The 25674-nt window shown below is 74.2% G+C and carries 27 protein-coding genes; 21 read left to right on the top strand and 6 right to left on the bottom strand.

The genetic code is table 11. The features are described from left to right. Window positions 1–83: 83 nt before the first annotated feature. From AKI01S_RS01685 to AKI01S_RS01660, 6 genes are all read left to right on the top strand, one after another. Complete coding sequence (locus tag AKI01S_RS01685; RefSeq protein ID WP_157419587.1) at window positions 84–707, top strand: DUF4142 domain-containing protein; 624 nt, start codon at window positions 84–86, stop codon at window positions 705–707. A gap of 30 nt (window positions 708–737) precedes the next feature. Next, window positions 738–2039, top strand: coding sequence for a DUF1996 domain-containing protein (locus tag AKI01S_RS01680; protein WP_067811525.1), 1302 nt, complete (start codon window positions 738–740; stop codon window positions 2037–2039). Between the two features lie 31 nt (window positions 2040–2070). Beyond that, complete coding sequence (locus tag AKI01S_RS01675; RefSeq protein ID WP_067811522.1) at window positions 2071–2727, top strand: SDR family oxidoreductase; 657 nt, start codon at window positions 2071–2073, stop codon at window positions 2725–2727. Window positions 2728–2826: 99 nt separating this feature from the next. Next, window positions 2827–3447 carry a DUF998 domain-containing protein gene (locus tag AKI01S_RS01670; RefSeq protein WP_169813890.1) on the top strand — a complete coding sequence of 207 codons (621 nt, stop codon included), beginning with the start codon at window positions 2827–2829 and terminating at the stop codon, window positions 3445–3447. A 190-nt stretch (window positions 3448–3637) separates the two neighbouring features. Beyond that, complete coding sequence (locus tag AKI01S_RS01665; RefSeq protein WP_067811517.1) at window positions 3638–4759, top strand: sensor histidine kinase; 1122 nt, start codon at window positions 3638–3640, stop codon at window positions 4757–4759. Next, entirely contained in the window at window positions 4756–5406 is a 651-nt protein-coding gene (locus tag AKI01S_RS01660; protein ID WP_067811514.1) for a response regulator, read from the top strand. The genes AKI01S_RS01665 and AKI01S_RS01660 overlap by 4 nt, the downstream gene beginning before the upstream one ends. Here the strand turns inward: AKI01S_RS01660 and AKI01S_RS01655 are convergent. Together AKI01S_RS01655 and AKI01S_RS01650 are read right to left on the bottom strand one after the other, a co-directional pair. Continuing rightward, the gene (locus AKI01S_RS01655; RefSeq protein ID WP_067811512.1) at window positions 5391–7154 is read right to left on the bottom strand and encodes an AMP-dependent synthetase/ligase; all 1764 of its coding nucleotides are present in this window, start codon (window positions 7152–7154) and stop codon (window positions 5391–5393) included. The two genes, AKI01S_RS01660 and AKI01S_RS01655, sit on opposite strands and share 16 nt — an antisense overlap. A 104-nt stretch (window positions 7155–7258) precedes the next feature. Beyond that, window positions 7259–9046, bottom strand: a complete 1788-nt coding sequence (locus AKI01S_RS01650) for an AMP-dependent synthetase/ligase (protein WP_067811509.1) — start codon at window positions 9044–9046, stop codon at window positions 7259–7261. Between the two features lie 261 nt (window positions 9047–9307). Here AKI01S_RS01650 and AKI01S_RS01645 point away from each other — a divergent pair, with 261 nt between their 5' ends. The 6 genes from AKI01S_RS01645 (at window position 9308) to AKI01S_RS01620 (ending at window position 13604) form a co-directional block, all read left to right on the top strand. Next, a complete protein-coding gene (locus AKI01S_RS01645) occupies window positions 9308–10039 on the top strand; it encodes a copper homeostasis protein CutC (RefSeq protein ID WP_067811506.1) in 732 nt (243 codons plus the stop codon). Window positions 10040–10102: 63 nt separating this feature from the next. Continuing rightward, the gene (locus AKI01S_RS01640) at window positions 10103–10870 is read left to right on the top strand and encodes a metallophosphoesterase family protein (RefSeq protein WP_067811503.1); all 768 of its coding nucleotides are present in this window, start codon (window positions 10103–10105) and stop codon (window positions 10868–10870) included. An 88-nt stretch (window positions 10871–10958) separates the two neighbouring features. Further along, on the top strand, window positions 10959–11390 hold the full coding sequence (locus AKI01S_RS01635) for an SRPBCC family protein (protein WP_067811501.1): 432 nt from the start codon (window positions 10959–10961) through the stop codon (window positions 11388–11390). A 65-nt stretch (window positions 11391–11455) separates the two neighbouring features. Next, the gene (locus AKI01S_RS01630; RefSeq protein WP_067811498.1) at window positions 11456–11857 is read left to right on the top strand and encodes a hypothetical protein; all 402 of its coding nucleotides are present in this window, start codon (window positions 11456–11458) and stop codon (window positions 11855–11857) included. Window positions 11858–11944: 87 nt separating this feature from the next. After that, window positions 11945–12889, top strand: coding sequence for an ROK family glucokinase (locus tag AKI01S_RS01625; protein ID WP_067811495.1), 945 nt, complete (start codon window positions 11945–11947; stop codon window positions 12887–12889). Between the two features lie 13 nt (window positions 12890–12902). Next, a complete protein-coding gene (locus tag AKI01S_RS01620) occupies window positions 12903–13604 on the top strand; it encodes an endonuclease/exonuclease/phosphatase family protein (RefSeq protein WP_067811492.1) in 702 nt (233 codons plus the stop codon). 34 nt (window positions 13605–13638) lie between these two features. On the opposite strand, the gene AKI01S_RS01615 is transcribed toward AKI01S_RS01620, so the two are convergent. Beyond that, a complete protein-coding gene (locus AKI01S_RS01615; protein WP_067811489.1) occupies window positions 13639–14475 on the bottom strand; it encodes a hypothetical protein in 837 nt (278 codons plus the stop codon). A gap of 330 nt (window positions 14476–14805) precedes the next feature. Between AKI01S_RS01615 and AKI01S_RS01610 the strand changes: the two genes are divergently transcribed. Further along, window positions 14806–15522 (top strand): lysophospholipid acyltransferase family protein, encoded by a 717-nt coding sequence (locus AKI01S_RS01610; protein WP_067811487.1) that lies wholly within the window; start codon window positions 14806–14808, stop codon window positions 15520–15522. A 32-nt stretch (window positions 15523–15554) separates the two neighbouring features. Then, window positions 15555–16730: a MacS family sensor histidine kinase gene (gene macS / locus AKI01S_RS01605; RefSeq protein ID WP_067811484.1), complete on the top strand. Its 1176-nt coding sequence runs from the start codon at window positions 15555–15557 to the stop codon at window positions 16728–16730. On the opposite strand, the gene AKI01S_RS01600 is transcribed toward macS, so the two are convergent. Next, a complete protein-coding gene (locus AKI01S_RS01600) occupies window positions 16669–17007 on the bottom strand; it encodes a hypothetical protein (RefSeq protein WP_067811481.1) in 339 nt (112 codons plus the stop codon). The genes macS and AKI01S_RS01600 overlap by 62 nt on opposite strands. 196 nt (window positions 17008–17203) lie before the next feature. Between AKI01S_RS01600 and AKI01S_RS01595 the strand changes: the two genes are divergently transcribed. From AKI01S_RS01595 to thiI, 7 genes are all read left to right on the top strand, one after another. Continuing rightward, window positions 17204–17845, top strand: coding sequence for a response regulator (locus AKI01S_RS01595; RefSeq protein WP_067811478.1), 642 nt, complete (start codon window positions 17204–17206; stop codon window positions 17843–17845). Between the two features lie 110 nt (window positions 17846–17955). Beyond that, window positions 17956–18888 carry a TIGR04222 domain-containing membrane protein gene (locus AKI01S_RS01590; protein WP_067811476.1) on the top strand — a complete coding sequence of 311 codons (933 nt, stop codon included), beginning with the start codon at window positions 17956–17958 and terminating at the stop codon, window positions 18886–18888. Next, on the top strand, window positions 18810–19808 hold the full coding sequence (locus tag AKI01S_RS01585; protein ID WP_067811473.1) for a TIGR04222 domain-containing membrane protein: 999 nt from the start codon (window positions 18810–18812) through the stop codon (window positions 19806–19808). The genes AKI01S_RS01590 and AKI01S_RS01585 overlap by 79 nt, the downstream gene beginning before the upstream one ends. Then, complete coding sequence (locus tag AKI01S_RS01580) at window positions 19805–20647, top strand: MbnB/TglH/ChrH family RiPP precursor modification enzyme (RefSeq protein ID WP_083998735.1); 843 nt, start codon at window positions 19805–19807, stop codon at window positions 20645–20647. Before AKI01S_RS01585 ends, AKI01S_RS01580 begins: the two co-directional genes overlap by 4 nt. Continuing rightward, entirely contained in the window at window positions 20644–21120 is a 477-nt protein-coding gene (locus tag AKI01S_RS01575) for an SCO6045 C-terminal-like domain-containing protein (RefSeq protein ID WP_218009519.1), read from the top strand. The genes AKI01S_RS01580 and AKI01S_RS01575 overlap by 4 nt, the downstream gene beginning before the upstream one ends. A 97-nt stretch (window positions 21121–21217) precedes the next feature. Continuing rightward, on the top strand, window positions 21218–22243 hold the full coding sequence (locus AKI01S_RS01570; protein WP_067811467.1) for a 6-phosphofructokinase: 1026 nt from the start codon (window positions 21218–21220) through the stop codon (window positions 22241–22243). Between the two features lie 166 nt (window positions 22244–22409). Then, entirely contained in the window at window positions 22410–23648 is a 1239-nt protein-coding gene (gene thiI / locus AKI01S_RS01565; protein ID WP_067811465.1) for a tRNA uracil 4-sulfurtransferase ThiI, read from the top strand. A gap of 3 nt (window positions 23649–23651) precedes the next feature. Here thiI and AKI01S_RS01560 read toward each other — a convergent pair whose 3' ends face one another. Then, window positions 23652–24554 (bottom strand): DUF5954 family protein, encoded by a 903-nt coding sequence (locus tag AKI01S_RS01560; protein ID WP_067811462.1) that lies wholly within the window; start codon window positions 24552–24554, stop codon window positions 23652–23654. Window positions 24555–24623: 69 nt separating this feature from the next. Continuing rightward, window positions 24624–25547, bottom strand: a complete 924-nt coding sequence (locus tag AKI01S_RS01555) for an EamA family transporter (protein WP_067811461.1) — start codon at window positions 25545–25547, stop codon at window positions 24624–24626. Between the last annotated feature and the right edge of the window lie 127 nt (window positions 25548–25674).

The raw sequence follows: 25674 nt of genomic DNA, 5'->3' as shown, positions 1-25674 counted from the left end.
TTGCCCTACGACCCCGCGCCGGGTCGTTTCGGAGAACGCGGAAAGGAGGCGGATTCCCTGTGAGGAAGTCCTACGGTCGCCGGATGCGCCGCATGCGCCGGATGGCGAACGCCCGGTGGATGCTGGCGGCGGCCGCCGCCGTCGCCGTGGCGCTGGCGGCCCTGGTGGTCCTCGGCCGGTCCGGGACCTCGGCGGGCAACGCGTCCGCCAGCGTCGCGGGCAACCCGACGGGGACCGTCCAGACCCGCTGGGGTCCGCTGTCGGCCACCGACCGGTCGCTGCTGGAGGCCGTCCGCCGGGCCGGGCTGTGGGAGATGCCCGCCGGCCAGCAGGCCCAGGAGCGCGCCTCCAGCGCCAAGGTCAAGGAGGTGGCGGACATCATCATGGAGCAGCACATGCGGCTGGACGCCGACGTGCGCGCCACCGCCGCCAAGCTCGGGGTGATGCTGCCCATCGAGCCCAACGCCGACCAGAAGCGCTGGCTGGCCGAGCTGTCGAGCAAGGCCGGGCCCGACTACGACCAGACGTTCGTGCTGCGGCTGCGCGCCGCGCACGGAAAGGTCTTCGGCGTCATCGCCAAGACCCGGGCCAGTACCGAGAACACCGAGATCCGTGCTTTCGCCGAACGCTCGCTGCGTTATGTGAACACGCACATGGCTCTGCTGGAGAGCACCGGACTGGCCACCAAGGCGTCCCTTGCCTCGTGACCGCAGAACCCCGCGAAACAGGAGAATTCCATGGCAAGCAAAAAGGGTATCGCCGTCGTCGTCCCGGCACTCCTGCTGGCCGCCACGGCGGTCGGATCGCCCGTGACGGCGGCGGCCGAGAGCCGTTCCGCCCCGGTCCGCGTCGCCGAACCGGGCGACCAGAACGGCCAGGATCCCGACGATCAGCGCAACGACGGTCGCAACGGCGACGGCCGGAACGACGGCCAGAACGGTGACGGCGGGCAGGGCGACCAGAACGACCAGAACGGTCAGAACCAGAACGGCCAGAACCAGGGCGATCAGAACGGCCAGAACGGCGACGGCCAAGAAGGCGACCGGAACGGCCAGGGTGACGACCAGGGCGACCAGAATCAGGGCATCCAGAACCAGGGCCAACAGAACCAGAACGGCCAGAACCAGGGCAACCAGAACCAGGGCAACCAGAACCAGGTGAAGCCGGGTCCGGACCGCGGCGACTTCGTCAGCATCCGCCAGGCCCCGCGCCGCAACCGGCCGGCGGTGAGCCGCAGCGGCTCGCGCGGCTCGTTCACCTCGCGCTGCGGGCGCAACGAGAACCAGCACCACAACCCCGACAACTTCATCGTCGCGCCCGGCGTCCGCAACGGCGCCCACCACATCCACGACTACGTGGGCAACCTGTCCACCGACGGGTTCTCCACCGACGAGAGCCTGGCCGCCGCCGGGACCACCTGCGCGCTCGGCGACAGGTCCACCTACTTCTGGCCGGTGATGCGCAACCGCGCCCAGCGGGACGACTCCGGCCAGGCGCGGCAGAGCACGGCCGACGGCAACGTGGGCCGGATCGTGCTGCCCGCGCAGGCGCGGATGCAGTTCGTCGGCAACCCCAAGAGCAAGGTCACCGCGATGCCGCGGTTCATGCGGATCATCACCGGCGACGCCAAGGCGGGCACCAACGGCACCGCCAACGCCCGCGCGCTGTGGACCTGCAGCGGGTTCGAGAACCGGGCGTTCACCGACAAGTACCCGCTGTGCCCGAACGGCAGCCGGGTCACGCGCGTCCTGGAGTTCCCGAGCTGCTGGGACGGCCGCAACACCGACAGCGCCAACCACCGCACGCACATCGTGTTCCCGAACGGCGACGGCCGTTGCCCGTCCGGGACGCGGGCGGTCCCGCAGCTGCGGATGACGCTGTCGTACAACCTGCCGAACCGGCCGCTGGCGTTCGCCGTGGACAGCTTCCCCGAGCAGGGCCACGACCCGGTGACCGACCACGCCGACTTCGAGAACGTGATGCCCGACTCGCTGATGCGCCGCGCCGTGGCCTGCATCAACGGCGGACGCAACTGCTGACCGCCGTCGCCTCCTCCGTAGGATCACGAGCATGGACATCGTGATCGCGGGAGGGCACGGCCAGATCGCGCTGCGGCTGGCCCGGCTGCTGAGCGCCCGGGGGGACGTCGTGCGGAGCCTGATCCGGAATCCGGACCACGCCGCCGACATCCGGGACGTGGGGGCCGGGCCGGTCGTGTGCGACCTGGAAAGGTCGACGCCGGAGGAGGTGACCGGCCACGTCTCCGGCGCGGACGCGGTCGTGTTCGCGGCCGGGGCGGGGCCGGGCAGCGGCGTGGTCCGCAAGGACACCGTGGACCGCGGGGCGTCGGTGCTGCTGGCCGACGCCGCCGAGCGCGCCGGGGTCCGCCGCTTCCTCCAGATCTCGGCGATGGGCGCCGGCCGCCCGCCGCGCCCCGGCACCGACGAGGTGTGGGCCGCCTACGTGCGGGCGAAGGGCGAGGCCGAGGACGACCTGCGGGCCCGCGACCTGGACTGGCTGATCCTGCGTCCGGGCCGCCTGACCGACGACCCGGGCACCGGTCGGGTCCGGCTGGCCGCCGAGGAGCTGGGCCGGGGCGACATCACCCGCGACGACACGGCCGCCGTCCTGGCCGAGCTGCTGTCGAACCCGCGGGTGAACCGCACGACCCTGGAGCTCCTCAACGGCGACACCCCGGTCGGCGACGCCGTCGCGGCGCTCGCCTGACTACACCGTCCGATGTACGGGGGTGCTCCGGCGGCGCAGGGTGGGGTGACGCTCTCCGGGCGACGCGCCGCCATGCGGCCGGAACCTAACGTCGTCCGCATGGAAACGATCTTCCCCCGTACGCGGGTGCTCCGGGTGTCCGCCGCCGCCGGGCTCGTGATCTGCGCGCTGGCGTTCGCCCTGTCGGACCTGGTGAACCACGAGTACAGCCCGCTCGCCGAGGCGATCAGCACGTTCGTCAACGCCTCGGCGGGCTGGCTGGTGACGCTCGGCCTGGTCGCGTTCTCCGCCGGAGGGGCGGCGCTGGCCGCGCTCGTGCCGGGCGGCGCCGGGCGGTGGCTGCTGGCCGGGTTCGCGGTGTGCGCGGCGGTCGCCGCGGTCTTCCCGGCCGACCCGCCGGGCGACTGGGCGAACCGGTCGCGCTCGGACGGCGTGCACGGCCTCGCGGCGTGGGCCGGGCTGCTGATGCTGCTGGCCGCGATCATGCTGCTCACCCGCCGGTGGCGGCGGGATCCGGCGTGGCGCTCCCGCACCGGCGCGCTGCGGGCGTGCGCCTGGGCGGCCGGGATCGGGCTGGCGCTGTTCGCCGCCACCCTCGTGGACCGGATGATGATCACGCACAGCGCGCCGCTGGGGCTGGCCGAACGGCTGGCGATCGGCGCGGACCTGGCCTGGCTGCTGGTGGCCGCCACGGGCCCGCACCGGAAGGCGCGCCGATGACATGCGGGACGCGGGAACGACGGGCCGACGCGGTTGGTGGTCGGCGTGGACTTGGTCTGGATGCCGGTGGTTGCCATCGGCCCGCACCGGGGGCCGTGCCGGTGACGCGCGGAACGCGGGAACGGGTGGTCGGCGTGGATCTGGTCTGGATGCCGACGGTTGCCATCGGCCCGCACCGGAAGGCGCGCCGATGACGCGGGTGGCGCGGGAACGGCTGGTCGACGCGGCCCTGGCCGTGCTGACGGCGGTCGCCGTGGTCACGGGCCCGGCCGTGGTGGGCGCGACGCTCACCTACGAGGGCACGCTCGCGCCGGCGGCGCTGCTGGGCGGGGCGATGCTGTTCCGCAGGCGTCACCCGGTCGCGGTGCTGGCGGCGTCGGCCGCCGTGATGGTCGCCTACCGGTGGGCGGGCCTGTTCGAGGGCGGCTGGCTGTGGCCGCTCACGCCCGCCCTGGCGAGCGCCGCGGCACGGGGACGCGCCGGCTGGAGCGCCGGGATCGGCGTGGCGGTCCTGCTGTGCGGCCTGCCCCGGGAACTGGCCGGGACGTCCGACGTCCCGGAGACGGCCGCCCGGATCGGCGTGGAGGCGCTGTGGCTGGCGCTGGTGATGACCGGGGCCGTCGCCCGGCGGCAGTACGGCCGCTGGCGGGACGAGCACGAGGCCCGCCTGGTCGACCAGGAGCGCGCCCGGCTGGCCGAACAGCGCCTGGAGATCTCCCGCGAGGTCCACGACGTGGTGGCGCACACCCTGGCCGTCGTCGGCGTCCACCTCCACGTGGCCGCCGACGCCCTGGCGGACTCCCCGGAGGAGGCGGGGGCGGCGCTGCGCACCGCGATGGAGGTCCGGGGTCGGGCGATGCGGGACCTCAAGGCGTTCGTCGGGGACCTGCGCGACGGCCCGGCGGGCCTGGCGGAGGTGCCGGACCTGCTGGACCGGGCGCGGGCCGCCGGGCTGACGGCGACGCTCCACCGGGAGGGCGACCTGGACGGGGTGCCCGCCGCGCAGGGCGTGGCCGCCTACCGGATCGTGCGCGAGGCCGTCACCAACACGCTGCGGCACGCCGCGGCGTCCCGGCTCGACGTGCGGCTGGCCGCGCGGGCGGGGGAGCTGCGGGTGGAGGTCAACGACGACGGGGCGGGCCCGGCGGCGTTCGCGGCGGGGCACGGCCTGACCGGGATGCGGGAGCGCGTGGCCGCGCTCGACGGCACCCTGGACCTGACCTCCGGCGACGGCTTCACGGTCCGCGCCGTCCTGCCCGTCGCCGGGACGGCCGCCGGCGCGGTCGCCGACAGGGCGGGATCGCCGACATGACGATCAACGTGCTGCTGGTCGACGACCAGTCCCTGGTCCGGGCCGGGTTCCGCGCCCTGCTCGCCCGCGCCGAGGGGATCGCCGTGGTCGGCGAGGCCGCGACCGGCGAGCGGGCCGTGCGGGAGGCGGCCCGGCTGGAGCCCGACGTGGTGCTGATGGACATCCGGATGCCGGGCATGGACGGCATCGAGGCGACCCGGCGGATCCTGGCCGCGCTGCCCGCCGTCCGGGTGGTCATCCTGACGACGTTCGACACCGACGAGCACGTCTTCGAGGCGCTGCGCGCCGGGGCCAGCGGGTTCCTGACCAAGGAGGTGGAGCCGGACGAGCTGCGCCGGGCGGTCGCCGTCGTGGCGGCGGGCGACTCGCTGCTGTCGCCCGGCGTCACCCGCCGCGTGGTGGAGCGGTTCGCCGGCCGGCCCCGGCCCTCGGCCGACCTCGGCGCCCTCACCGCCCGCGAGGCCGAGGTGGTGCGGCTCATCGCCACCGGGCTGTCCAACGACGAGATCGCCGCCGCCCTGGTGATCAGTCCGCTGACCGTCAAGACGCATGTGACCAGGGCCATCACCAAGCTCGGGGTGCGCGACCGGGTGCAGCTGGTGATCCTGGCCTACGAGCACGGCCTGGTCGGTCACCGGGCGTCGTAGAGGGCCTCGATCTCGGCGGCGAAGTCCCTCATCACCGTGTGGCGGCGGACCTTCAGGCTCGGGGTCAGGTGCCCGCTCTCCTCGGTCCAGTCGGTGTCGAGGATCGTGTACTTGCGGATGCCCTCGGCCCTGGACACCGTCGCGTTCGCCGCCGCGACGGCGGCGTCGATCTCCGTGCGGACGTCGCCGCCGGGGTGCAGGGCGCGCCAGGCGGTGACCGCCTCCTCGTCCAGCGTGACCAGCGCGGCGACGAACCGGCGGCCGTCGCCGACCACCAGCACCTGGCTGACCAGGGGATGGGCGCGGATCAGGTCCTCCAGGGGGCCGGGGGCGACGTTCTTGCCCGCGGCCGTCACCAGGATCTCCTTCTTCCGGCCGGTGATCTTCAGGAAGCCGTCGGGGTCCAGGACGCCGAGGTCGCCGGTGTGGAACCAGCCGTCCCGCACGGCCCGCCCGGTGGCCTCCTTGTCGTTCCAGTAGCCCTTGAAGACGCTGATCCCGCGCACCAGGATCTCCCCGTCGTCGGAGACGCGCAGGTCGGTGCCGGGGAACGGCCTGCCGACCGTGCCCATGCGGTTGCCGCCCGGGGTGAAGCGGTTGCCCAGGACCGGGGCGGTGGTCTCGGTGAGGCCGTAGCCCTCGATGATCTGGATGCCGACGCCGCGGAAGAAGTGGCCGAGGCGCTCGCCGAGGGCCGCGCCGCCGGACATCGCGTAGCGGAGCCGGCCACCGACGGCCGCGCGTAGTCTGCCGTAGACGAGCCGGTCGAAGACCCGGTGCCGGAGCCGGAGGCCGAGGCCCGGGCCGCCGGCGTCCAGGGAGCGGCTGTAGGCCACGGCCGTCTCGGCGGCGAGGTCGAAGATCCTGCCCTTGCCCTCGGCGGCGGCCTTCTGCGCGGCGCCGTTGTGGACCTTCTCGAACACGCGCGGCACGGCCAGCAGGAATGTCGGCCGGAACGTCGCCAGGTCCCGCTGGAGGCTCGGCACGTCGCTGTGCGCCAGCACCATCCCGTACTCGACGCAGCCGACCTGGATGAGGCGCGCGAACACGTGCGCCAGCGGCAGGAACAGCAGGGTGGAGGCGTTCCCCTCGGCGATCTGCGGGACGCCGCCGCGCACCACGTTGCGGGCGGTGCCGAGGAAGTTGCGGTGGGTGAGCTCGCAGCCCTTGGGGCGGCCGGTGGTGCCGGAGGTGTAGACGATCGTCGCCGGGTCGTCGGCGACCACGCCCTGCCGCCGCAGCGCGACGGTCTCGTCGGGGACGTCCGCGCCGTCGCCGACGAGCGCGTCGAGGTCGCCCGTGTCGATGCCCCACACGTGCCTGAGTCCCGGCAGCTCGTTCCGGAGCCCGGCGAGGGCGTCCAGGTGGGCGGGGGTCTCGGCGAACGCGGCGACCGCCCCCGAGTCCCCGGCGATCCACGCGATCTGCGCGGGGGAGGAGGTCTCGTAGACCGGGACGGTGACCGCGCCCGCCGTCCAGACGGCGTAGTCGAGGACGGTCCACTCGTAGCGGGTCCGCGACATCAGCGCGACGCGGTCGCCGGGCCGGATCCCGGCGGCGATGAGGCCCTTGGCGACGGCGGACACCTCGGCGGCGAACTCGGCCGCCGTCACCGCGCTCCAGGCGTCGCCCCGGCGCCGGCGCAGCACGATCCGCCCCGGCTCGGCCGCGGCCCGTTCGAACGGCGTGTCCGTCAGGTTCGCCAGGTCCGGGACGGGGAACTCGATGGGGACGCCGATCTCGCGCACGCGATCACTCCTGCCGGGGGTCTGGGCGGGGAGGAAGATCCCTCCCCGCCGAGAATATCCCCAGGTGGGAGTAAGGATCCGGTGACGTCGGCGCTACCGGGTCCTCAGGAGTAGAGGGCGTCGATCTCGTCGGCGAAGTCCTTGAGGACCGCGTGCCGGCGGACCTTCAGGCTCGGGGTCACGTGCCCGGCCTCCTCGCTGAAGTCCACGCCGAGGATCTGGTACTTCTTGATCGCCTCGGCGTGCGAGACCGACTTGTTGGCGTCGGCCACGGCGGCCTCGATCTCGGCGATGACGTCGGGGTCGTTGCGCAGCTCCTCGACCGTCATGGCGGCGGGCTTGCCGTGCTGCTCCTTCCACGGGCCGAGGGCCTCCTCGTCCAGCGTGATCAGCGCGGAGATGAACTTGCGGCCGTCGCCGAGCACCAGCGCCTGGCTGATCAGCGGACAGGCGCGCAGCCGGTCCTCCAGCGGGGCGGGCGCGACGTTCTTGCCGCCCGCGGTGACCAGGATCTCCTTCTTCCGGCCGGTGATCTTCAGGAAGCCGTCGGCGTCCAGCGAGCCCAGGTCGCCGGTGCGGAACCAGCCGTCCTCCAGGGCCTCCTTGGTGGCGGACTCGTTGTTCCAGTAGCCCGCGAAGACCGGCACGCCCTTGGCCAGCACCTCGCCGTCCTCGGCGATCCGGATGGTCGTGCCGGGGATCGGCTGGCCGACCGTGCCGACCTTCATGGCGGAGGGCCGGTTGACGGTGACGGGGGCGGTGGTCTCGGTGAGGCCGTAGCCCTCCAGGATGACGATGCCGACGCCGCGGAAGAAGTGGCCGAGGCGCTCGCCGAGGGCCGCGCCGCCCGACACCGCGTACTGGACGCGCCCGCCGACGGCCTCGCGCAGCTTGCCGTAGACCAGCTTGTTGAACACCGCGTGCCTGACCTTCAGCCCGAGGCCGGGGCCGCCGGTGTCCAGGGCCTTGCTGTAGGCGATGGCGGTCTCGGCGGCGGCGGCGAAGATCTTGCCCTTGCCGCCCGCGATGGCCTTCTGCTCGGCGCCGTTGTAGACCTTCTCGAACACGCGCGGCACGGCCAGCAGGAACGTCGGCCGGTAGCTCGCCAGGTCCGGCAGCAGGTTCGGGATGTCGCTGTGGCCCAGCACGATCGCGCCCTCGATGCACGCGACCTGGATGAGGCGGGCGAACACGTGCGCCAGCGGCAGGAACAGCAGCGTGGAGCTGCCGTCCACGGCGATCTCGGCGATCGCGCCCTGGACGGCGTTGCGGCTGGTCAGTACCAGGTTCCCGTGGGTGATCTCGCAGCCCTTGGGGCGGCCGGTGGTGCCGGAGGTGTAGACGAGGGTGGCGACGTCGGCGGCGGTGCGGGACCGGCGGCGCTCGGCGAGGGTCTCGTCGGACACCTCCGCGCCGCCGGCGGCGACGGTGTCGACGTCCCCGGCGTCGATGCCCCAGACGTGCGCGAGGCCCGGGAGCCGGTCCCGGACCTCGGCGACGGTGGCCAGGTGCGCGCCGGTCTCGGCGAACACGGCCCGGGCCCCGGAGTCCCCGATGATCCACTCCACCTGCTCGGCGGAGGAGGTCTCGTAGACCGGGACGGTGACCGCGCCCGCCGCCCAGATGGCGTAGTCGAGAACGGTCCACTCGTAGCGGGTCCGCGACATCAGCGCGACCCGGTCGCCCGGCTCGATCCCGGCGGCGACCAGGCCCTTGGCCACCCGGGACACCTCGGCGGCGAACTCGCCGGCGGTCACCGCGCGCCACGCGTCGCCGTCCTTGCGGCGGAGCACGATCCGGCCGGGTTCCCGGTCGGCTCGGGTGAAGGGCGCGTCGGTCAGATTGGTGGAATCGGATACCTCCACCATGGCGGGGACGCTGAACTCGCGCACTGCCACTCCTCGGTTGTCACTGCATACGGCGGGGACGACGGTACAGGCATCCGGCCCGGGAAGATACCCATGGGTAGCAACGGCTCTGCTGGTCAGCCCAGGTGACAGCCTACGTGCCCGCCGCCGTCACGGACCGTGGCCGCCGGACCGCGCCGCGGGGGGTCAACGACGGGCAAAGGTCCGCCGGGCGCGCCGGGGCGCGGCGCCGGGACCGCCTAACCTTGATCTGGAAAAGCCCAGGTGACCCAGGGGGACCGAGCCATGCCGCTGCTCGAGGTGATCGCGCTGACCGTGGCCGACGCGCGGGCGGCGCAGGAGGGCGGGGCCGACCGCGTCGAGGTGGTCGCCGATATGGTGGCCGACGGGCTCACCCCCGACCCGGAGGTCGTGGCCAGGATGAGACAGGTCACATCGCTGCCGATGCGGGTGATGCTGCGCGCCAACTCGGGCTTCCGCACCACCGGCCCCGAGCTGGACCGGCTGCGGCGCGCCGCCGAGGACCTGCGGGAGGCGGGCGCGGACGGGTTCGTGCTGGGCTTCCTGGACTCGTTCGGCAACGTCGACACCGCCGCCACCGGCAAGATCGCGACGGTGGTGGCGCCGCTGCCGTGGACGTTCCACCGGGCCCTGGACCACGCCGCCGACCCCGCCGCCGCCTGGCCCGTGGTGCGCGACCTGGCCGAGGGCTCCGGCGGCGCGGACAGCGGCATGGACGGCGGCATGGACACGGTGCTGACGGCCGGATCGCCGCGCGGCGTGGACGCCGGGGTGGAGACCCTGGTCCGGCGCGCCGCCGAGGACCCCGCCGCGGCCGGACTGATCATGGCGGGCGGGGGGCTGCGCCGCAAGCACGTGGCGGTGCTGGCGGCGGCCGGCGTCGGCAAGTTCCACGTGGGGACGGCCGTGCGGCCCGACGGCTCCTGGGAGCGGCCGGTGGACGCGGCGCTGGTCCGCGAGTGGCGGACGCTGGTGGCGGCGGCCGCGCGGGACTGACCCCGGGTGGTCCGGGCGCGACGCGCCGCGCGGGGGCGCGTGACGCGCCATTAGAGTCGGTCCATGCGGATCCATGTGGTGAGTGACGTCCACGGCCGCGCGGACGCACTGAAACGCGCGGGGGACGGAGCGGACGCGCTCATCTGCCTGGGCGACCTGATCCTGTTCATCGACTACTCCGACCACGGTCAGGGCATCTTCGCCGACCTGTTCGGGCAGGAGAACGCCGACCGCTTCATCGCGCTGCGCACCGCCAAGCGGTTCGAGGAGGCCCGCGAGTTCTCCCGGCGGATGTGGGCGTCCCTGGACGGCGAGGCCTGGCCGCACATCGAACGCGCCGTGCGCCGCCAGTACGCCGAGCTGTTCGACGCGATGCCGACCCCCGCCTACCTCACCTACGGCAACGTCGACATCCCGAGCATGTGGCGGGACTACCTGCGCGAGGGCCACCACGTGCTGGACGGCGAGACCGTCGAGATCGGCGGCCTGCGGTTCGGGTTCGTCGGCGGCGGGCTGCGCACCGAGTACCGCACCCCCTACGAGCTGGACGACGACGTGTACGCCGCCAAGGTCGAGGCGCTGGGCGAGGTGGACGTGCTGTGCACCCACATCCCGCCCGCCGTCCCCGACCTGCTGTACGACACGGTGGCGCGGCGGTTCGAGCGCGGCAGCGAGGCGGTGCTCGACCTGATCCGCCGGGTCCAGCCGCGCTACGCGCTGTTCGGGCACGTGCACCAGCCCCTGGCGGCCCGCATGCGCGTCGGCCGCACCGAGTGCGTCAACGTCGGGCACTTCCGGGGGCGCGGCACCCCCTACGTCCTGACGGTGTGAAAGATACTGAGATCCCCGGAGGGTCCCCGGAGCCTCCGGCGCCCCCGAGCGGGCGCGTTGACCGGCAGAGGAAGAGACGAGGGCGAGCATGGCCGACCGGACGAGTTCCTCCATCACCATCAAGGCCGGAAAGGCCGAGATCATGGCGGTGATCGCTGATCTTGAGGCGTACCCGGAGTGGACCAGCGGCGTACGGTTCGAGGTGGGCGGGACCGGGGACGACGGCCGGGCGTCCCGCGCGCGCATGACCATCTCGATGGGCCCGATCAACGACACCGTCGACCTGGCCTACACCTGGGACGGCGACACCGCGGTGCGCTGGGAGACCGTCGGCGCCGGCGCGATGATCTCCAACCTGCACGGCTCCTACCTGCTGGCCGAGGCCGGGGACGGCACCGAGGTGACCTACGAGCTGGCGGTGGACCTGAAGGTCTCGATGATCGGGATGGTCAAGCGCAAGGCCGAGAAGCGGATCATCGATTCGGCCCTCAAGGGACTGAAACGGCACGTCGAGGGCTGAGTAATCATCGATGGCCCGGGTGGGGCGGTACCGTTCCACCCCGACGACGGATGGACAATGTTCTCATGACCGAGCAGCCGGGCGACGTCCTCGACGAGGCGGCCAAGCTCTTCGACGTCCTGCGCAGGCGCCTGACCGGCGGATCCGGGACCGGCGGCGCCGGGACCGGCGCGGACGACGTGTGGAGCCGGGCCGTGACCGAGGACCCGCACATCGCCACCGGCGCGCCCGAGTGCCGCAACTGCCCGATCTGCCGCGCCATCGCGATGGCGCGCGAGTCCGGGCCCGACGTCGGACGCCACGTCCGGCAGGCCGGGGCGGCCCTGGCGGCGGCGGCGCTGGACGTGGTGGCGGCCTACGAGCGCACCCGCGAGCCGGGCCGGCGGCCGGGGGCGACGTCACAGGCACGGCCGGAGGACGGCCGGCCGGGGCCCGCCGCCGGCGGTGACCCCATCGACATCGGGTAGCACCGTGCCGACGGGTATCCCACAGGGGAGACGCCGCGGTGCGGCGCGCGGCCGCGTCAGCGGGCGCGTGAGGAGGAGGAAGCGTACATGGCCCTGACCATCGGCGTGGATGTGGGCGGCACCAAGGTCGCCGCGGGCGTCGTCGACGACCGGGGGACGATCCTGGAGAAGGTGCGGCGGCCCACGCCCTCCACCGACCCGGCGGAGACCGCCGAGGTCATCGCCGAGGTCGTCGACCTGCTCAAGGGCAAGTTCGAGGACGTCGTCGCGGTCGGCCTGGGCACCGCCGGGTTCGTCGACGAGACGCGCTCCACCGTGCTGTTCGCGCCCAACCTGGCCTGGCGCGACGAGCCCATCAAGCAGAAGGTCGAGGACCGGGTCGGGCTGCCGGTGGTGGTGGAGAACGACGCCAACGCCACCGCCTGGGGCGAGGCGCGGTTCGGCGCCGGCCGGGGCCACGACTTCATCGTGCTGGTCACCCTGGGCACCGGGATCGGCGGCGGCATCATCATCGACGGCGAGCTGTACCGGGGACGGTTCGGCATCGGCGCCGAGGTCGGCCACTTCCGGGTGGTGCCCGACGGCCGCCGCTGCGGCTGCGGCAACCGCGGCTGCTGGGAGCAGTACGCCAGCGGCAACGCCCTGCTGCACGAGGCCCGCGAGCTGGCCCGGGTGTCCCCGGCGATGGCCGGCCGGCTGCTGGAGCTGGGCGAGGGCAGCCCCGAGGGCATCAGCGGCCCGGAGATCACCCAGGCGGCCCGCGAGGGCGATCCGGCCGCGCTGGAGTGCTTCCGCACCGTCGCCAAGTGGGCCGGGCAGGGCCTGGCCGACCTCACCGCGATCCTCGACCCCGGCCTGTTCATCATCGGCGGCGGCCTGTCCGACGCCGGGGACCTGCTGCTGGACCCGGTGCGCGCGGCGTTCCACAACGCGCTGACCGGACGCGGCCACCGGCCGGAGCCGGAGATCCGCATCGCCGAGCTCGGCTCGGCCGCCGGCATCGTCGGCGCCGCCGACCTGGCCCGCCTCTGAGGAGCGAGACGCCATGCCCGTGCTCCGGGTCGTCAGCTACAACATCCGTTCGCTGCGTGACGACCCGGACGCGCTGGTCCGCGTGGTGCGGGCGCTGCGGCCCGACGTGCTGTGCCTCCAGGAGGTCCCGCGGTTCTGGGGCTGGTGGGGCAAGCGCCGCCGGCTGGCCGCCGCGTGCGGGATGACCGTCGCCGCCGGGCGGCGCGCCTGCGGGCTGGCGGTGCTGGCCGGGCCGCGCGTCACGCCCGTCGCCCGCGAGTTCCACCTGCTCCACCGGGTGCCGGGGCTGCACCGGCGGGGCCTGGCGATCGCGGCGCTGGAGGTCGAGGGGGCGCGGCTGGTGGCGGCCAGCACCCATCTGGACCTGGTGGACGCGCCGCGCCGCGCCCACACCCGCCAGGTGCTGGCGCTGCTGGAGCGCGCCGGGCGGCGGCACCGCGCGCCGATGCTGGTCGCCGGGGACGTCAACCAGGAGCCCGGCGGCGACTCCTGGGCGCTGCTGGCGGGCCGCTTCCAGGACGGGTACGCCGTCGCCCCGGCGGGGGAGGAGCTGACGTTCTCGTCGGCCGCGCCGCGCCGCCGCATCGACGGGATCTTCGTCGATCCGCGGATCGAGGTCGCCGGTTGCGGCGTGCCCGGCCCGCCCGCGCCGGTCGAGCTGTACCCCAAGGCCACCGACCACCGACCGGTACTGGCCGAACTCCGCCTGCCCTAGCCGTCCGGGGCCTCGATCACCGGACGGCCGGGGGTCAGATGACCGCGCCGTCGTCGTCGTCGCGCGGCTCGTCGCCCATCCGCAGCACCAGCGTGACGAAGCCGCCGATGAACGCCGCCACCGCCAGGAACGCCGCCCAGCCCGGAACGTGCCAGCTCAGCAGCACCGTCAGCAGCAGGTACAGCGGCCCGCCGACCAGCGCGATCCAGGCGCCCTTGGTGAGGGGGTCGGCGCTGGGCAGCGGCGGCGGGGCCGGGGGCACGTAGTGGCCCTCTTCGTCGGGCGCGGGCGGGTAGTCGTCCTCGTCGTCGTGGGCCGCGCGGATCACCCGGGCGTCCGGGAACCGGCCGGTGCGGTCCTCGCCCTCGCGCGGCTCGTCGCGCGCGGCGGGCTCGTCGATGTTCTCCTCGTCCGGCCAGGGCACCCGGTCGCCCTCGTGGACGGCGTCGTAGCCCGCGACGATCTCCGCCCAGATGGCGTCCTCGTCGCGCTCGTCGGCCCGCCCGCCGTCGCCCGCGCCGGCGGCGTCGCCGCCGACCGGGCTCTGCGGCCCGGTGGTCAGGGTCCCGGTCGGCTGCGGCCCGGTGGGCTGCCCGCCGGTGGCCGCGCCGTCGGCGCCGTCGTCGGCGTCCCCGGTCTGCTCCAGCGGGTCGGGCTCACCCTGCCGGGGCAGGTGCGCGCGCAGCACGCCCTCGGCCGTCGGCTTCATCGCGACGTCCACGTACAGCCGGTCCACGTCCTGCTCGGACAGGGCGTAGGCGGCGATCCCGGCCTCCCGCAGGGCGGTCAGCATCGCGTCGGCCAGGTCCGGCGCCAGATCGGCCAGCGGGGCGTAGGCGTCGGCCGACAGTCCATTGCCACGGCGATTCACGGGGTCGGCTCCCTGGTCGACTCCGGCGTGACCGACGGCACCGGCATCACGGCCTCCGCTCCCCCTACAGACATGCGCCCGGGAACCGCCTGCGACGGCCCTCGGACACCCCGAAACGTGTGTCCCACGGTATTCGCTGCGCCGCCGGGAACAAGCCCCCGGGGCACACCCATTGAGAATTACCGTTCCGAGCCTACGTTCATTCCCGTCCCGCCGGGCGGGGGTGTGGGCAGTGCCCGGACGGAATGGGAAGATGTTCCATCATCTCCCCGTTGCCCGGGGGACACGGAAGGAAGCGCCGCGTGACCGCGGCCAGAGGAAGGTGCCCGGATGCTCTGGTTCTGGATCCTGCTGAGGATCATCCTCTCGCCCATCATGTACCTGGTGTGGCGGCCGCAGAACTCGGGTATGAGGAACGTCCCCAAGCGCGGTCCCGCGCTGCTGGTCAGCAACCACCTGTCGTTCGCCGACCACTTCTTCGGCCCGCTGCCGCTGCTGCGCCCGATCTTCTTCATCGGCAAGCAGGACTACTTCACCGGCCGGGGCCTCAAGGGGCTGGTCAGCAAGGCGTTCTTCACCGGCGTCGGCGTGGTGCCCGTGGACCGCACCGGCGGCACCGCCGCCGAGGCCGCGCTCCAGACGGGCCTGCGCATCCTCGGCGAGGGCAAGCTGCTGGGCATCTACCCCGAGGGCACCCGCGCCCCCGACAACCGCCTGTACCGCGGCAAGACCGGGGTGGCGCGGCTGGCCCTGAAGTCGCGGGTGCCGGTCATCCCGATGGCGATGATCAACACGTTCGAGCTGATGCCGCCCGGCCAGCCCTACCCGCGGCTCGGCATCCGGCCCGGCGTGCGGTTCGGCGAACCCCTGGACTTCTCCCGCTTCTACGGCAAGGAGGACGACCGGGAGGTGCTGCGCGAGGTCACCGACGAGATCATGCGCGCCATCCGGAAGCTGTCCGGCCAGGAGTACGTCGACCGGTACGCCGCCGAGGTGAAGGCGGAGATGGCGGGCAAGACCCCGCGTCCGGTCAGCGACGACGAGTGACCGACCACTGATCTTCCGGAGGTGGTGCCGCGATGGGGCTGGAGGTCGCGCTGTGGCGCGCCGTCGCGGTGTACCGGTTCGCCGCGCTGGGGTACGCCGCCGTCCTGATCGCGATGAACTCCGGCGGTCCCGACGGGTACGAGCACCCGGCGGGCGGCTGGGCGGTGCTGGCCGTGATGACGGTGTGGACGGCGTACGCGACGTTCGCGTTCTCCGACCCGCGCCGCCGGGGCTGGCCGCTGCTGGCCGCCGACATGACGGTGGCGATGGGCTGCCTGCTGGCGACCGCCTGGGTGGAGTCCACCGCGCACCTCCAGCAGGGCCGTCCGACGCTGCCGGTGTCGTGGGTGGCGGCCAGCGTGCTGGCGTGGGCGGTGGTCGGCGCCAAGCGCGCGGGCATCGCCGCCGCCGCGATCCTGGCGGTGGGCAACTTCCTCGTCCACGTGTTCGCCGACACCGGCGTGCGGGGCGGCCCCAGCACCGTCAACGGGGTGGTGCTGCTGTTCCTGGCCGGGATGGTGGTCGGGCACGTGGTGAAGCTGGCCCGGGACGCCGAGGCGCGGCTGGCGCGGGCGGTGGAGCTGGAGGCCGCCACCCGCGAGCGCGAACGCCTGGCGCGCGGCATCCACGACTCGGTGCTCCAGGTCCTGGCGATGGTGCAGCGGCGCGGCGTCGAGCTGGGCGGAGAGGCCGCCGAGCTCGGCCGGATGGCGGGCGAGCAGGAGGCGGCCCTGCGCAACCTGATCAGCATCCGCGGCGCGCCCCTGCCGCCGCCGCGCCCGGCGGCCGCCGGGGACCCGCCGCGCCCGGGGACCACGACCGACCTGCGTCCGCTGCTGACCGCCTACGGCTCCACCACCGTCACCGTCTCCACCCCGGCCACGCCCGTGCCGCTCGCCGAGCCGGCCGCCCGCGAGGTCGCGGCGGCGGTCGGGGCCGCGCTGGACAACGTCCGCGTGCACTGCGGCGAGCAGGCCCGCGCGTGGGTGCTGCTGGAGGACGACGGCGCGGGCGAGGTGATCGTCAGCGTCCGCGACGACGGCCCCGGGATGCCGCCGGGCCGGCTGGAGGAGGCCGCCGCCGCCGGCCGCCTCGGCGTCGTCCAGTCCATCCGGGGCCGCATCCGCGACCTGAACGGCGCCGTCGTCATCCACTCGGCCCCGGGCGAGGGGACCGAGATCGAGATGACGGTGCCGGCGCCCCGCTAGCCGCCGCGCCGCCCGGCACCGGCGGCGTCCCCGGCCGGAACGGGTCGCGTCCGCCGTGCGCGCCGAGCGCCGCCGCGTCCTCGCCCTGGAGCGTCCGGTGGGTCTCCAGGGCGTGCGCCACGGCGAGCACGGCCGCGCGGTCGTCGGCGAGGAGGCGTTCGGCCCGTTCCAGCAGCGCCGACAGCAGGTCCTCGATCCGGTCGGCCGGCTCGCGCCGCGTCTCGCGCTCGGCCTCCCGCGCGCCCAGCCCGAGCCGGGTGGACACCGTGGAGCCCATGCCCCGGAAACCACGCGCGCCGCGCCTCGCGCCATGAGGTCTCCGCGGGGGTGGTTCCGGGGATTCTCCTCCCTGTTCATGCCCTTGTCGGAGGATCACACCCCGGCTTCTGTTCGATCACGCGGTGATTCCGGTGTCCGGGACCGGCCTTAGGGTGGCCGTTGTGAGTGAACCTCCTGCCGTTCCGTTGAGGGTGATGGTCGTGGACGACCATCCGATGTGGCGCGACGCCGTGGCCCGCGACCTGGCCGAGGCCGGACACGAGGTGGTCGCCACCGCCGGGGACGGCCGCACCGCCGTGCGGGTGGCCGCCGCGGCCCGGCCGCAGGTCGCGATCGTCGACCTGCAACTCCCCGACATCAGCGGCGTGGAGGTCACCCGGCAGCTGGTCGCCGCCGATCCGCCGGTGCGGGTGCTGGTGCTGTCGGCCAGCGGCGAGCAGCAGGACGTCCTGGAGGCGGTGAAGGCGGGCGCGACCGGCTACCTGCTGAAGTCCGCCGCCCGCGAGGAGTTCCTGGACGCGGTCGCCCGCGCCGGGCAGGGCGACGCCGTCTTCACCCCCGGCCTGGCCGGGCTGGTCCTCGGCGAGTACCGCCGCCTGGCCGCCGCCCCCCGGCGCGACGACGACGCGCCGCGCCTCACCGAGCGCGAGACCGAGGTGCTGCGCCTGGTCGCCAAGGGCCTGACCTACAAGCAGATCGCCCAGCGCCTGGTCCTGTCGCACCGCACCGTGCAGAACCACGTCCAGAACACCCTCGGCAAGCTCCAGCTCCACAACCGCGTCGAACTGGTCCGCTACGCCATCGAGAAGGGCCTGGACCGCGACGACGAACGATGAACCGGCGGTGGATCTTCCCGTTCTGGGTCATCTGACGCGGAACGAACCCGGGGTTCCCGGCATCTATAGAGATGAGCCGGGGGGACCGGCGAGTACAGAGGGAGGGCGCCATGGCGCTGTCCGCCGCGGGTGACACCTGGGGGATCCCGGGTCCGCTGTTCATCTGGGGCATGTACGTCCCGGCGGCGCTGGTCCTGGTCGGGCTGGTGCTGCTGCTGCGCCGCGCGCTGGCCCCCGGCCGCCGCTTCGCGGGCGACCTGCACCCCTACGAGCTGGCCTACCTCGACGGCGGGCCCGGCCGGGCCGTGCTGGCGGTGCTGACGGCGCTGCGCGCCGAGGGCGCCGTCGAGGCGGCCGGCGCGGGGAAGGTGCGGGCCGTCGGCGAGCCGCCCGCGAACGCCACGCCACTCGACCGCGCCGTGCACGGGCGGCTGCGCGACGGCGCCGAGTCGCCGGGCGACCTGAGCTGGTGGCCGTCGGTCCGCGCGGAGCTGGAGCCGATCCGGCGGAGCCTGGTGGACCGGGGCCTGGTCCTCGGCCCGGCCGCGCGCCGCGCCCGCCGCCGGGCGGCGCTCCCGCTGGTGGCGCTGGTGGCGCTCGGGGTCGTGCGGATCGTGGCGGGCGTGGCGGGTGGCAGGCCGGTCGCGTTCCTCGTCCTCGCGACGATCGCGGTGGCCGTGGTGGCGCTGGTGCTGACGTTCCACTGGGCGGCCGTCACCCCGGAGGGGAAGCGGGAGCTGCACCGGGCCCGTACGGCGATGCGGCACCTCGACCCGGTCTATTCTCCGGCCTGGACCACCTACGGCGCGTCCGCCGCGACGTTCGCCGTCGCGCTGTACGGGGTGCCCGCGCTGGCCAGCTTCGACCCGCACTTCTCCGCCGAGGCCGAGATGCAGAAGCAGTTCGCGGCCACCACGGCGGTCACCACGGGGTCGAGCTCGTCGTCGGGCTCCTCCACCTCCGGGTGCAGCGGGTCGAGCAGCAGCTGCGGCGGTGGTGGCGGCGGCTGCGGTGGTGGCGGCGGCGGTGGCTGCGGCGGATGATCCCCCTCCTCGGGCTGCTGGTCGCGCTCGCCCTGGCCCTCACGATCGCGCGCCGGTGGCTGGCCCACCGGCTGCTGGCCGGGCACCCGCCGGTGCGCGACCCGCACCCCTACGAGATCGCCTACCTCACCGGCGGCGGACGGCACGCCGTGGCGGCGGCGCTGCTGACGCTCCGGCTGGACGGGGCGGTCATCGCCGGACCCGACGGCCGCCTGACCGCCGTCGCCGACCCGCGCGCCGCGACCACGCCCCTCGACCTGGCGGTCCACCACGCGGTGCGGCGCGCCGTCGCGACGGTGGCCCGCGTCACCGCCGACCCGGGCGTCCGGCAGGCCCTGGAGGGCATGCGGGAGGGCCTGGTCCAGCAGGGCATGGTCCCACCGCCGTCGGCCGCGCGGACGCTGCGGTCGATGTCCTACGTCTTCTACGGGATCCTCGGGGCAGCCTTCTTCGTCGCCGTCTCCTCCCCGATCGGCGAACGGGGAGGACTCCAGGCGATCCTGCCGCTCGGGCTCCTGGTCGCGCTGTTCCTGCTGTTCGGTGTCCTGGGCGGCGGGGAACGGCAGCGGACGCGCGCCGCCGACCAGGTGCTCGAACACGTCCGGAACCGCCACTCCCATCTCGACCCGCGGCTCGCCCCCTCGTACCCGACCTACGGGATCGGGGCCGCCGCGATGGGGACCGCGCTGTTCGGCACCGCCGCGCTGATGGCCGTCGATCCCGACTTCACGCAGTGCGCCGGGCTGGGGAGGCTGCTGGAGATGGCCGGGCCCGACTCCTCCTCCGGAGGCATCGGCTACTCGGGGTCGAGCTGCTCGTCGAGCGCCTCGGTCTGTTCCTCCGGCGGGGGCGGCGGCGGATCGAGCTGCGGCGGCGGTGGTGGAGGATCGAGTTGCGGCGGGGGAGGGAGCAGCAGTTGAACGGCACCGAGGGCCTGCCCCGGCTGGGCGTGGGGATCGGGTGGCGGCCCGAGATCGCCGGGTTCGTCGCCGACCTGCCCGGACTGCGCTTCACCGAGGTGATCGCCGAGTCGGTGCACCTCGCCCATCCCCCCGACCACCTGCTGGAGCTGCGCGACCGGGGCGCGTCGGTCGTGCCGCACGGGGTGAAGCTGTCGCTGGGCGGGGCCGAGCCGGTCGCCCCCGAACGCGTCGCGCACCTGGCCGCCTGCGCCGAGCTCCTCGGCTCGCCGCTGGTCAGCGAGCACGTCGCGTTCGTGCGGGCGGGCGGCGTCGAGGCCGGGCACCTGCTGCCGGTGCCGCGCAGCCGCGCCGCGCTGGACGCCCTCACCGCCAACATCCGCCGCACCCGGGCGGAGCTGCCGGTACCGCTGGCCGTCGAGCCGATCGCGGCGCTGTTCGACTGGCCCGACGACGAGTACGAGGAGGGCGACTTCCTCACCGAGCTGGTCGAGCGCACCGGCGTGCTCCTGCTGCTGGACGTCGCCAACGTCTACGCCAACGCCCGCAACCGGGGCCGGGACCCGGTGGGGCTGCTGGACCGGCTCCCGCTCGACCACGTCGCCTACTGCCACGTCGCGGGCGGCGAGGAGGGCGGGGGCCGCTACCACGACACCCACACCGCGCCCGTCCCGCCCGAGGTCATCGACCTGGTCGCCGAGCTGTCGGCGCGGCTCCCGGACCGGACGCGCCCGCCGGGCTTCCTGCTGGAACGCGACGGCCGCTACCCGCCCGCCGCCGAACTGCGCGCCGAGCTCGACGCCATCGCCGCCGCGTCCGGCCTGGAGCCGGTCACATGAGTACCGGTCACATGAGCGCCGGTGACCCGGGCGGGCTGGAGGAACTGGCCGCCCGGCAGGAGGCTCTGGTCCGCGCGATGACGGCGGGCGGGCCGCTGCCGCCCGGCTTCGACGCCGCCGCCGTCCGCGCCGCCGCCGACGCGATCCTGCGGAAACGGGCGGGGGAGGTGGCGCGGGCATGGCCCGCCCTGGCAGCCTGCTACGGGGACCGGTGGAGGGCGGCGTTCACGGCGTGGGCGGCGGAGCGTCCCACCCGCGGGTCGTTCCGCGACTCCTGGGACTTCGCCCGCGCGCACCGGGACGGGCTGTCCCCGGCCGTCGCGCTGGAACTGGCCCTCCGCGAGACCCGTTGGGACTATGACGGGACCGGCGAGCCGCGCCTGCGCAAAGCGGCGTTCCGGCGCGTCCCCGGAGGTTTCGCCGTGCAGGTCCGGGGGAGGCTGCGGGTCTTCGGCAAAGCCGCGCGCCGGTGATCGCCGAACCCGCCCCCGGCCCGCTCCGAACCACTATGGTCTAGACCAATGGGGGCCGCGCGAGCCGAGGAAGGCCCCGTGGGGAGAAGGAGAGGGTATGCGCGTCGGAGTGCTGACCGGCGGAGGAGACTGCCCCGGACTGAACGCCGTGATCCGCGCCGTGGTGCGCAAGGGCGTGCAGGTCTTCGGGTACGAGTTCGTGGGCTTCCGCGCGGGTTGGCGGGGTCCGCTGGAGGGCGACACCCTCGCCCTCGACGTGGAGGCGGTGCGCGGCATCCTGCCGCGCGGCGGCACCATCCTCGGCTCGTCCCGGACCAACCCGATCAAGGTCGAGGGCGGCATCGAGCGGATCAAGGACAACCTGGCCGGGCTCGGCGTGGACGCCCTGATCGCCATCGGCGGCGAGGACACCCTCGGGGTGGCCCGCGAGCTGTACACCAACGGCGTCAACGTCGTCGGCGTCCCCAAGACGATCGACAACGACCTCAACGCCACCGACTACACGTTCGGCTTCGACACCGCCGTCAACATCGCGATGGAGGCCATCGACCGGCTGCACACCACCGCCGAGAGCCACCACCGCGCCCTGATCTGCGAGGTCATGGGCCGCCACGCGGGCTGGATCGCCCTGCACGCGGGCATGGCCGCCGGAGCCAACGTCATCCTCATCCCGGAGCGGCCGTTCGACATCGACAAGGTCGTCGAGTACGTCGAGAGCCGCTTCAAGACCCGCTACGCCCCGATCATCGTGGTGTCGGAGGGCGCGCACCCGATCGACGGGCAGATGGAGCTGCAGACCGGCGAGCGCGACGCGTTCGGCCACGTCCGGCTCGGCGGCATCGGCCAGCGCCTGGCCGACGAGATCGAGAAGCGCACCGGCAAGGAGGCCCGCGCCACCGTCCTCGGCCACATCCAGCGCGGCGGCACCCCCAGCGCGTTCGACCGCGTGCTGGCCACCCGCTTCGGGCTCCAGGCCATCGACGCGGTCAAGGACGGCGACTACGGCAAGATGGTCGCCCTGCGCGGCACCGACATCGTCCGCGTGGGCCTCGACGAGGCGACCAAGGAGCTGAAGACCGTTCCGCTGGAGCGCTACTCCGAGGCCGAGGTCTTCTTCGGGTGACCTGGGACTTCGGGTGATCTGAGACACGCGACGACGCCCCGGCGGCCCCTCGGCCCCGGGGCGGCGTCATGCCGGGGGAACACGTTGGTGAGTCGCGGTGTTCCGATCTGTGGGCCACACTGTAGGTTCACCTTTTCTTCCACCCGGTCACACAGGAGGATCTCGCATGTCCACGCTCGACACCGCGGCCGTCGAGTCCCGGGAGCAGGTGCCGGCCGTCGACGGCGAGCCGTGCGTGCTGCTGAAGCTGGGCGAGGTCGTCCTCAAGGGCAAGAACCGCGAGCAGTTCGAACGCCGCCTGGCCGACAACGTCCGCATGGCCGTGCGCCCCATCGCCCGCGTCGACGTCATCCGCCGCCACGGCGTGTTCATCGTGCGCACCAAGGACGCCACCGCCGAGCTGGTGGACCGCCTCGCCGAGCGGATCACCGACGTCATGGGCATCGTGTGGGCGCACCGCGCCTGGCGGGTCGGCAAGGACGTCGAGAGCGTCGAGCGCGCCGCGCTGGAGCTGACCGCCGGGATCTCGGGCACCTTCGCCGTGCGGTCCAAGCGCCGCGACAAGCGCTTCCCGATGACCTCCACCGAGCTGGACCGGCATGTCGGCGCCAAGATCAACGAGGCGTACGGGCTGCCCGTCCGGCTCAAGAACCCCGACCACACCGTCTCCATCGAGGTGGACCGGGACGAGGTCTTCGTGTTCTCCGGCGGCCTGCCCGGCCAGGGCGGCCTGCCCGTCGGCATGAGCGGCCGGGGCCTGGTGCTGATGTCGGGCGGCATCGACTCGCCCGTCGCCGCCTACCGCATGATGCGCCGCGGCCTGCGGGTGGACTTCCTGCACTTCTCCGGGATGCCGTTCACCGGCCCCGAGTCGATCTACAAGGCGTACGCGCTGGTCCGCGAGCTGGACAAGTTCCAGGGCGGGTCGCGGCTGTTCGTGGTGCCGTTCGGCAAGGCCCAGCAGCAGATCAAGTCCTCCGGCGCCGACAAGCTCGCCGTGATCGCCCAGCGCCGGCTGATGCTCAAGACCGGCGAGGTCCTCGCCCGGAGGCTGGGCGGCGCCGCGCTGATCACCGGGGACGCCCTCGGCCAGGTCTCCAGCCAGACCCTCACCAACCTCACCGCCCTCGACGACGCGGTCGAGATGCCGATCCTGCGCCCGCTGGTCGGCATGGACAAGATCGAGATCATGGACCAGGCGCGCCGCATCCGCACCCTGTCGATCTCCGAGCTGCCCGACGAGGACTGCTGCACCCTGCTGGCCCCGCGCCGCGCCGAGACCCGCGCCAAGATCGCCGATCTGCGGCAGATCGAGAAGCGCCTCGACGTCGCCGACCTCGCCGACCAGCTGGTCGAGTCGGTCCAGGAGCACCGTCCCGTCTACGGCGACGCGAACGCCTCCTGAGCCCTACCCGGCCACGTCCGCGTCGGTGGGGCGGGGCGGCTCGGGGCCGTCCGGCCCCAGCAGCGTGATCCGTTCGATCCGCACGATCCGGAACCGGCGGCCCGCCACGGCGATCCCGTTGCGGCGGGTCCCGTCCCGCATCGCCGTCGCGGCCCGCGCGTACTCGGCCAGCGCGGCCTCGTCCGGCCGCTCCACCGCCGGGACCACGTGCCGGAAGTAGGTGGCCAGCGAGTCCCGGGCCTGCCGCGGCGCGTCGTACAGCCGCCCGACCGGCTGCCAGCGGCCCTCGACGCGTTCGGCGACGGTGAACGCCGGCGCCAGCGGCACCGGCACCCAGAACCCCTCGGCGGGCTCGGCGCCGGTCCGGGCGGCCGCGTCCAGCACCTGGCACAGCAGCTCCCCGGCGGCCGACTCGGGCACCCCGGCCCCGTCCCGCAGCAGCTCGTAGGGGCGGGCCGGGACGGGCCGCCGCCCGTCGGCGCGCGGATCGGGATCGGTGGGCCGGGGCGGCTCGGGCCCGTCGAGCCCGGTCCGCACCAGCTGCTCGATCCGCACGATCCGGAACCGCCGCCCGTCGGCGCGCACCTCGTCGCGCGGCCTGGCCCGCAGCGACCGCGCCGCCGCGCCCAGCTCCCGGGCGGCGCCGCCACCGGCGAGCGCCGCCCGGTCACCGAGATGGTCGGCCAGCATCTCCCGCGCCCCCTGGGGCAGCGGGTCGTACGGACACACGACCTGCCAGCCGTCCACCACCCGCTCGGTGGCGGTGAACAACGCCCCCACCACGACGAGTTCGGGGTAGGCGGCGATGGCCCGGCAGGCGTCGGCCAGCATCACCGCGGCGACCGGATCGACGTCTCCGAGATCCTCCGGAAACAGCCGACCGGTGTCGCCGTCACCCGTAGTCATGCCGAGCATCATCCCCGCCCCGTCCCCGCCTGGCGAGTGGTTCAGACCAATTTTTTCCCTGGTTGAAATTCAGCGGCGGTTCGGCCAGACGAGGATCACCAGGCTCGCCGCCAGCAGGGTCAGACCCGTCAGGGAGAGGACGCCCAGGCGTTCGCCGAGCACGGCCACGCCGAGCAGGGCCGCCACCGCCGGTTCGGCCAGGGTCAGCGTGGTCGCCGTCGTGGCGGGGGTGGTGCGCAGCCCGCGCGCGAACAGCAGGTAGCCGCCGCCGGTGGTGACCACGCCCAGGTACAGGGCGATCACCGCGCCGGTCCCGGTGAACGCCCAGGCCGGGACGTTCACCAGCAGGACCGGCAGGAACAGCAGCCCCGCCGCGCCGAACAGGGCGCCGGCGACGACGCGGTCCTGGTGACCCCGGGTGATCAGGGTGGCGGCCACCGTGGCGTAGACCGCGTAGGACAGGCCCGACAGCAGCGCCAGGGCGATGCCGAGCGGGTCGGCCCCCGCGTCCTCGCCGCCGCCGACCAGCAGCGCGCAGCCGCTCACGGCTCCGGCGGTGGCCAGCACCCAGCGCCCGGTCAGCCGGGACTGGCGGGTGAGGACGCCGAGCAGCCCGCTGAACGCCGGGGCGCTGCCGATGGTGACGACCGTGCCGATCGCCACCCCGGTGCGGGCGGCGGCGGTGAAGAACGCCGTCTGGTAGACGGAGATCGCCACCGCCCCCAGCGCGATCAGGACGAGGCCGCGGCGCGTGCCCAGCAGGGCGCGCAGGGCTCCGCCGCGCCCGGTGCACCCGACGAGGACCGCCAGGACCAGGCCGCCCAGCACGATGCGGACGGCGGAGATCGACAGGCTGGAGGCCTCGGGGGCGAAGGTGCGGACGGTGCCGGTGGTGCCCCACAGGCACGCGGCCAGCAGGATGTCGGCGCCGCCGGTGCGCAGGGCGGACGGGCGCGTGGAACCGGTACGTGCGGAATCAGTGCGTACGGACACTGGAGGAAACGCTCCTGGACTCGAATCGACAGGGAGGATTCGGATCCGGGGCGCAGGAGGACGGACCCCGGCGCGCGTCAGCGCGGGGTCGTCACACGAGGATCAGGAGGGATCGCCGCGCCCCGGT

The sequence above is a fragment of the Actinomadura kijaniata NBRC 14229 genome, assembly GCF_001552175.1.
GTDB classification, from domain to species: domain Bacteria; phylum Actinomycetota; class Actinomycetes; order Streptosporangiales; family Streptosporangiaceae; genus Spirillospora; species Spirillospora kijaniata.
Note: the sequence above shows the minus strand (reverse complement) of the source record. Positions and strands in the feature narration are given on the sequence as shown.